Source organism: Microbacterium sp. (assembly GCF_035554235.1).
In the GTDB taxonomy this organism is placed as follows: Bacteria; Actinomycetota; Actinomycetes; order Actinomycetales; family Microbacteriaceae; genus Microbacterium.
In genome coordinates this window covers 1-6,888 of sequence record NZ_DATMIO010000182.1, presented here as the reverse complement: position 1 = coordinate 6,888, position 6,888 = coordinate 1, and the positions used below count along the sequence as shown (strand labels likewise).

8 protein-coding genes are annotated in these 6,888 nt (G+C 71.3%); all 8 read right to left on the bottom strand.

Annotation, left to right across the window (positions count from 1 at the left end; translation table 11 throughout):
• Positions 1 to 135 precede the first annotated feature (135 nt).
• On the bottom strand, positions 136 to 594 hold the full coding sequence (gene aroQ / locus VNT50_RS09500; RefSeq protein ID WP_325484875.1) for a type II 3-dehydroquinate dehydratase: 459 nt from the start codon (positions 592 to 594) through the stop codon (positions 136 to 138).
• A gap of 43 nt (positions 595 to 637) precedes the next feature.
• Positions 638 to 1,714, bottom strand: a complete 1,077-nt coding sequence (aroB, locus tag VNT50_RS09495; RefSeq protein WP_325484874.1) for a 3-dehydroquinate synthase — start codon at positions 1,712 to 1,714, stop codon at positions 638 to 640.
• Positions 1,707 to 2,228, bottom strand: coding sequence for a shikimate kinase (locus VNT50_RS09490; RefSeq protein ID WP_325484873.1), 522 nt, complete (start codon positions 2,226 to 2,228; stop codon positions 1,707 to 1,709). Before VNT50_RS09490 ends, aroB begins: the two co-directional genes overlap by 8 nt.
• Positions 2,225 to 3,442 carry a chorismate synthase gene (aroC, locus tag VNT50_RS09485; protein ID WP_325484872.1) on the bottom strand — a complete coding sequence of 406 codons (1,218 nt, stop codon included), beginning with the start codon at positions 3,440 to 3,442 and terminating at the stop codon, positions 2,225 to 2,227. Before aroC ends, VNT50_RS09490 begins: the two co-directional genes overlap by 4 nt.
• Before the next feature lie 4 nt (positions 3,443 to 3,446).
• Complete coding sequence (locus tag VNT50_RS09480; protein ID WP_325484871.1) at positions 3,447 to 4,289, bottom strand: shikimate dehydrogenase; 843 nt, start codon at positions 4,287 to 4,289, stop codon at positions 3,447 to 3,449.
• Complete coding sequence (gene mltG / locus VNT50_RS09475; protein WP_325484870.1) at positions 4,283 to 5,704, bottom strand: endolytic transglycosylase MltG; 1,422 nt, start codon at positions 5,702 to 5,704, stop codon at positions 4,283 to 4,285. The genes VNT50_RS09480 and mltG overlap by 7 nt, the downstream gene beginning before the upstream one ends.
• 2 nt (positions 5,705 to 5,706) lie before the next feature.
• Entirely contained in the window at positions 5,707 to 6,183 is a 477-nt protein-coding gene (gene ruvX, locus VNT50_RS09470) for a Holliday junction resolvase RuvX (protein WP_325484869.1), read from the bottom strand.
• A partial coding sequence (locus VNT50_RS09465) for a DHHA1 domain-containing protein (RefSeq protein WP_325484868.1) occupies positions 6,180 to 6,888 on the bottom strand: 709 nt, incomplete at its 5' end. The genes VNT50_RS09465 and ruvX, both read right to left, overlap by 4 nt.

The following is a 6,888-nucleotide window of genomic DNA, read 5'->3' as shown; positions in this document are numbered from 1 at the left end:
TGCGGTCGATGCCATTGGTCCGGGAATTCCGTTCTGTGAAGTCGTGCGGCCATCTGCCGTCGACGGCAGAGGCGCTGGGCGTGTCGAAGCGCGCCGACCATCGAGTCTACCGGGTCGGCCGCGCGCCCCCAGGGTTCAGCCCTCGGCGCGGCCCGCGATGACGTCGACGAGCAGGCGCACGGCGGTCGCATACCCGGGCACGCCCTCGCCGACGACGTGGACGGCCGCGACGTCGCGGACGTACGAGTGGTGGCGGAATTCCTCACGCTTGTACACGTCGGAGATGTGCACCTCGGCGACGGGGAGCGCGACGCCCGAAAGGGCGTCGCGGAGCACGACCGACGTGTGCGTCAGCCCGCCCGGGTTGATGACGATGCCCGAACACGTCTCGCGTGCCGCATGGATGGCGTCGATCAGCACGCCCTCGTGGTTGCTCTGCATCGCCGTCACCTCGTAGCCGTACTCGCCCGCGGTGCGTGCGACGAGGGCCTCGACATCCGCGAGCGTGTCGGTGCCGTACACCTCGGGCTCCCGCGTGCCGAGCAGGTTCAGGTTCGGTCCGTTGACCAGGAGCAGGCGTCGGGGAGTCGTCACGCTCGCACGATACCAGCGGTGGATTCTTCCTCCGCCGCACCCATCAGCCGCTCACCTCCTGGTACGCGGCGAACAGGAGCGACTCGTCGGGCGCCTGGAGCACCGTCGGCTTGGCGATGTCGTCGAGCACGATGAAGCGCAGCATCCCGCCGCGGCTCTTCTTGTCGCGCTGCATCGTCGCCAGCAGCGTCGGCCAGCGGCCGGCGCCGTACGTCGTCGGCAGGCCGAGCGAGTCGAGGATGTCGTGGTGACGCTGCGCGGCAGCATCCGAGAGGCGTCCGGCCAGGCGCGACAGCTCCGCGGCGAAGACCATCCCGACCGAGATCGCGGCGCCGTGGCGCCAGCGGTATCGCTCCGCGTGCTCGATCGCGTGGCCCAGGGTGTGACCGTAGTTGAGCACTTCGCGCAGCCCCGCCTCGCGGAAGTCGTTGCTCACGACCCGGGCCTTCATGTCGATCGCGAGCTCGATGGCTCGGCGGAACTCCGCGGAGGTGACGTCGGTCGCGCGCGCGGGATCGGCCTCGATGAGGTCGAGGATCTCGGGGTACCAGATGAAGCCGGCCTTGACGACCTCGGCGAACCCGGCGACGGTCTCGTTGCGCGACAGCGTTGCGAGCAGGTCGAGGTCGCAGAGCACGGCGTGCGGCGCCCAGAACGATCCGACGAGGTTCTTCCCCTCGGCGGTGTTCACGCCCGTCTTGCCCCCGACGGCCGCATCGACCATGCCCAGGACGGTGGTCGGCACCTGCACGACCGCGACGCCGCGCAGCCAGGTCGCGGCGACGAACCCCGCGAGGTCGGTGGCCGCTCCACCGCCGAAGCCCACGACCACGTCGGTGCGCGTGAAGTCGGCCTTGCCGAGCACTTGCCAGCAGAAGGCCGCGACCTCGATGCGCTTGCCCGCCTCGGCATCCGGGATCTCCGCGAGGAGCACCTCCCGGTCGCCGCCGAGCGCGACGCGCAGCGCCTCTGCTTGCGCGGCGAGGGTCGGCGGATGGATGACGAGCACCTTGCGCGCCGCCGGCGGCAGCGCGTCGCCGAGGGTCGACAGGATGCCGTGTCCGACCGTGATGTCGTAGCCGGTGCCGGTGGTCACCGAGATCGTCGTCGTGTCACTCATGTGTACCCACTTCTGCCGCCCACGCGACGATCGCGCGGGTCACCTCGCTCAGCGGACCCGTGGACGTGTCGAAGGTCACATCGGCCACTTCGGCGTAGAGCGGCGCGCGCTCCTCGCTGATGCGGGTCCACGTCGCCATCGGGTCCTCGCCCTGCAGGAGGGGCCGCGACGTGTCGCGCAGCCGTGCCGCGACGACCCGAGGCGCGACGGTGAGCAGCACGACGCGGTGCCGAGCGAGATCCGCGCGCGTCGCGGGGTCGAGCACCGCTCCTCCGCCGAGTGCGACGACGCCGCCCGTCGCGAGGCCATCGATCACGGCCTGGCGCTCGAGGGCGCGGAAGTGCGGCTCACCGTGCGAACGGAAGAGATCCGGGATGGGGCCGTGCGCCTTGATGATCGCCACGTCCGTGTCGAAGAAGCCCACCCGGAGCGCCTTGGCCACGCGTCGACCCACGCTCGACTTTCCGGCCCCCATCGGGCCGATGAGCACGATGGCGCGGCTGTCGCCGGTCATGCCTCGGCGAGGGCGGCGTCGCTGCCGGCGAGCGTGCGAAGCGCGTCCGGGATGTTCGCGAGGTACGTATCGAGGTTGCGTCGCGTCTCGGCCACCGAGTCGCCGCCGAACTTCTCGAGCGCGACCTCTGCGAGCACGATGGCGACCATGGCCTCGGCGACGACGCCGGCGGCCGGAACCGCGCACACGTCGGAGCGCTGGTGGTGCGCAGACGCGGTGTCGCCCGTGGCGATGTCAACGGTGCGCAGGGCGTGCGGAACCGTCGCAATCGGCTTCATCCCCGCTCGGACGCGGAGCACCGTGCCGGTCGACATGCCGCCCTCGATGCCGCCGGCGCGGTCGGTCGAACGACCGATCCCGGCGTCGGTCGCGAACAGCTCGTCGTGGGCCGCAGACCCCCGGCGGGTCGTCGTCAGGAACCCGTCGCCGACCTCGACGCCCTTGATCGCCTGGATGCTCATCAGCGCCTGGGCCAGCTTGCCGTCGAGTCGGCGATCCCAGTGCACGTGCGACCCGAGCCCGGGCGGCAGGCCATAGGCGAGCACCTCCACGATGCCGCCGAGCGTGTCGCCGTCCTTGCGGGCGGCATCGACCTCCGCGACCATGCGCGCGGACGTCTCGGCGTCGAAGCACCGCAGCAGATCGGCGTCGAGCGCACCGACGTCGTCGGGTGTCGGCAGCGCGGCGCCCTCGGGGGTGCGCACCGGACCGATCGAGAGCGTGTGGCTGACGAGCGTGATGCCCAGCTCGGCCAGGAAGCTGCGGGCGATGGCGCCGAGTGCGACGCGAGCGGCGGTCTCCCGTGCGCTCGCGCGCTCGAGGATCGGGCGCGCCTCATCGAACGCGTACTTCTGCATGCCGACCAGATCGGCGTGCCCGGGGCGCGGCCGCGTCAGCGGCGCTCCGCGACCGCGCGACTTCTCGGTCAGTTCGACGGGCTCGGGGCTCATCACCTCGGTCCACTTCGGCCATTCGGTGTTGCCGATGCGCAGGGCGATCGGGCTGCCGATGCTGAAGCCGTGCAGCACGCCGCCGGAGAACGAGAGCTCGTCCTCCTCGAACTTCATGCGCGAGCCCCGGCCGTAGCCGAGCTTTCGACGGGCGAGGTCGGCGCGCACGGCGTCGGCAGAGATGGGGACGCCGGAGGGAAGGCCCTCCATGATGGCGACGAGTTCCGGGCCGTGCGATTCGCCGGCCGTGAGCACGCGGAGCATTCGTCTAGTCTCCCACGAGTGCCGAGCGCATCGCGGCGAGCACGTCCGCCTCGTCGGCGAGCACGGCATCGACGTCGCCGTTCACGAAGATCCGCACCTGCAGCAGGGCCTGGTGCAGCAGCATCCCGAGACCCGACAGTGCCGCGCCGCCGTGCGCGTTCCAGGCAGCGGCGAGGGTGCTCGGCCACGGAGCGTAGGCCGCATCGAGCAGCACTCCCCCGCGCTCCGCGAGCGCGGAGGCGACGTCGGGGTCGAGCTCGGTGCCGCTCGGCAGCGTGGCAACGGTGACATCGACGCGGTTCTCGCGTTCCCGCGAGTCCAGGGGCGCCACGATGACAGACACGCCCAGGCTCTCGCCGAGCCGGATCAGCGGGAGTGCGCGCTCGGGCCGGCGTGCGACGACCTCGATCAGCCCTGCTCCGAGCTCGTGCAGCGCGACGACCGCGGACGCGGCGGTCGCCCCGGCGCCCACGATCCGTGCGCGACCGACGTTCTCGACGCCCTCCTCGGCAAGGGTGCGCACGACGCCGCCGACATCCGTGTTCCATCCACGCGGTCCGCCCGCAGCACCCAGCAGCAGCGTGTTGACGGCACCGGTCGCCTCGGCTCGCCGATCGCGCACGGTGGACGCGGCGAAGGCCCGCTCTTTGAGGGGCATCGTGCACGAGATGCCCCGCCAGCGCGCATCGAGACCCGCGAGCGCATCGTCGAACTCCTCCGCACCCACCCGGCGGCGCCCGTACTCCCAGTCCAGTCCCAGAGCGCGATAGGCCGCGTGGTGCAGGGCGGGTGAGCGGCTGTGCTCGATCGGGTCGCCCCAGACCGCCAGCGCAGTCCGCGTCAGCACCCGCCGTCCGGGTTCTCCTCGCACCACTGCGCCCACTTCTCCTTGGCCGCTTCGTGCTCGGCATCCGTCGAGGTGAAGATCGTCTCGCCGGTGTCGAGGTTCCAGGTCACGAAGAACAGCCACGGGCCGTCGGCCGGGTGCATGGCGGCGTCGATCGCGACGTCTCCGGGGTTCGAGATCGGGCCGACCGGCAGCCCCGGGATCACATACGTGTTCCACGGGTTGTCGTCGTACTGTGCCTCTCCCGACGTGCTCACCGTGCCGTCGTGCAGTTCGCCGTAGCCGTACTGGGACGTCGAGTCCATCTGCAGCTGCATGCCGATGTCGAGACGGTTCTGGATGACGCGCGAGACCTTGTAGAAGTCCTCCTCGAGCCGCGCTTCGCGCTGAATGATCGAGGCACGGGTAAGGATGTCCTGACGCTGCTCGACGGCCACGCCCGCGGCATCCAGCGATGACACCGCGCGGTCGACCATCGTCTGGATGATCTGCGGAGCGGTCACGCCCGGGTCGAACGTGTACATCGCGGGGAAGAGCCAGCCCTCCAGGCTCGAGGCGGCGACGCCGTAGGCGGCGGGGTCGGCCACGGCGGCCTGGAAGTCCTCGATCGGCATGGCGAGGCTCGATGCGAGCTCCTCCAGGGTCTGATCGAGCGTGAGTCCTTCGGGCAGGACGGCGGAGTTCTCCAGCTTGTTGGCCGGATCCTCGAGGGCGACGAGGGCGGCCGCGGACGTCATCTTCTGCTGCAGGCGGTACACGCCCGGATAGAAGATCGGCTGCGTGGGCTGAGTGATCAGCATCGCGTAGAAGGCGTCGGGCGTCTTGGTGACGCCGGCTTCGTACAGCGACTGCGAGATGGCCTCGCCGCCGTCGCCCGAGTTGATGGTGACGAGGGCCTCGCCGGTCGCAAGTCCCTCGGCGTAGTCCTTCGGCTCTTCCCAGCCCATCACCGAGCGGATGTTGGATTCGTACGTGTTCCAGACCCAGATGCCGGCGGCGGCGATGCCCCCGAAGATCAGCGCCAGGATGACGAGGGCGACCAGGCACCCGCGGCGCCGCTTGCGCCGCTTCGCGGCGGGCGGGACCGTGTGCTCGGCGTGCGAGTCGGCGCTGAAGAGGTGGTCGATGGTCGGCTCGGCGACGGTCGTCGAGGCGCGCGCTTCCGCCCTGGGGCTCGGGACGACGACCGGCACGGCCGCCGTCGGTGAAGGGGGCACGGTGGCGGGGGCGGGGGCGGGGGTCACCTGCGCCGGGCTGGGGCCGGTCGCCGCTTCCCGTGCCGCGCGTCGCGAGAGCGGCACGGGCGATGTCGTCGGTGCGGGCGCGGCGGAATCGTCTGCGCGGGCCTTCGGGTCAGGAAGCTTCCCGTACAGATCGGAGAACGGATCGTCGGACGTTGACGATGGATCGGGCATGGTCAGGCTGGCTCCTGGCTGGGCGGTACGGGCAGACCGGGGGATCTTCCCGTCGACTTCTCGGTGTCGATGGCGTGCTGGAGCAGCACGACGGCGGCTACTTGGTCCACAATGCTACGAGAAGATCGCTGCGAACGGCCCGCATCGCGCAGTGCCGAGTTGGCGCTCACCGTGCTGAGCCGCTCGTCGACCATGCGTACGGGCGTGTCGGATGCCGCGGCCAGCGCCCCCGCGAACTCCTTCGCATCGATCGTCGAAAGGGTCTCCTCACCGCGTAGGTTCAGCGGCAGGCCCACGACGAGCTCGACGGCGCCGTGCTCACCGGCGAGCGCGATGATACGCGCGATCGGGTCGCCACTTGCCCGTGGGACGGTCTCGACCGGCGTGGCGAGCATGCCGTCGGGGTCGCTGCGGGCGACGCCGATGCGGGCCTTGCCGACATCGATGCCCAGGCGCACGCCCCGGCGGAACCCTGTCACGCCGCGGTCGCCCCCAGTGCGTCCCGCACCGCGGCGATCGCGGTCGGCAGTGCTGCGGCATCCGCCCCGCCGCCCTGGGCGATGTCGTCGCGGCCCCCGCCTCCTCCGCCGAGTGCCGCGGCGGCCGCCTTCGCGAGCACGCCCGCTTTCGCTCCGGCCTGGCGAGCGGCGTCGTTCGTGGCGACGATCACGACGGGGCGACCGCCGATCTCGCCGCCGAGGGCCACGACGGCAGGCGCCTGGCCGAGGCGGTCGCGCACCGAGGTGACGAGCGAGCGGAGGTCATCCTGCGACCCCGCGGCGCCGATCTGATCGGCGACCACCTGGAACGTCCCGATGGGCGCGGCCAGTGCGGCGAGCGCGGGCACGCGTTCCGTCAGCGCGCGCGCCTCGAACGCCGCGATCTTCTTCTCGGCGGCCTTCAGGTTCGCGGCGAGCTCGGCGATCCGGTCGGGCAGCTGGTCGCGCGGGGTCTTCAGGGCAGACGACAGCTGCGAGACGATGGCGCGTTCCGCGGCCAGTTCGCGGAAGGCGTCCTGCCCCACGAGCGCCTCGACGCGGCGGTTGGATGCCCCGACCGACGATTCACCGACGAGGCTGATGAGCCCGATCTCGGCGCTCGATGACACGTGCGTTCCGGCGCAGAGCTCGCGCGACCACGGTCCGCCGATGTCGACCATGCGCACGACGGAGCCGTACTTCTCG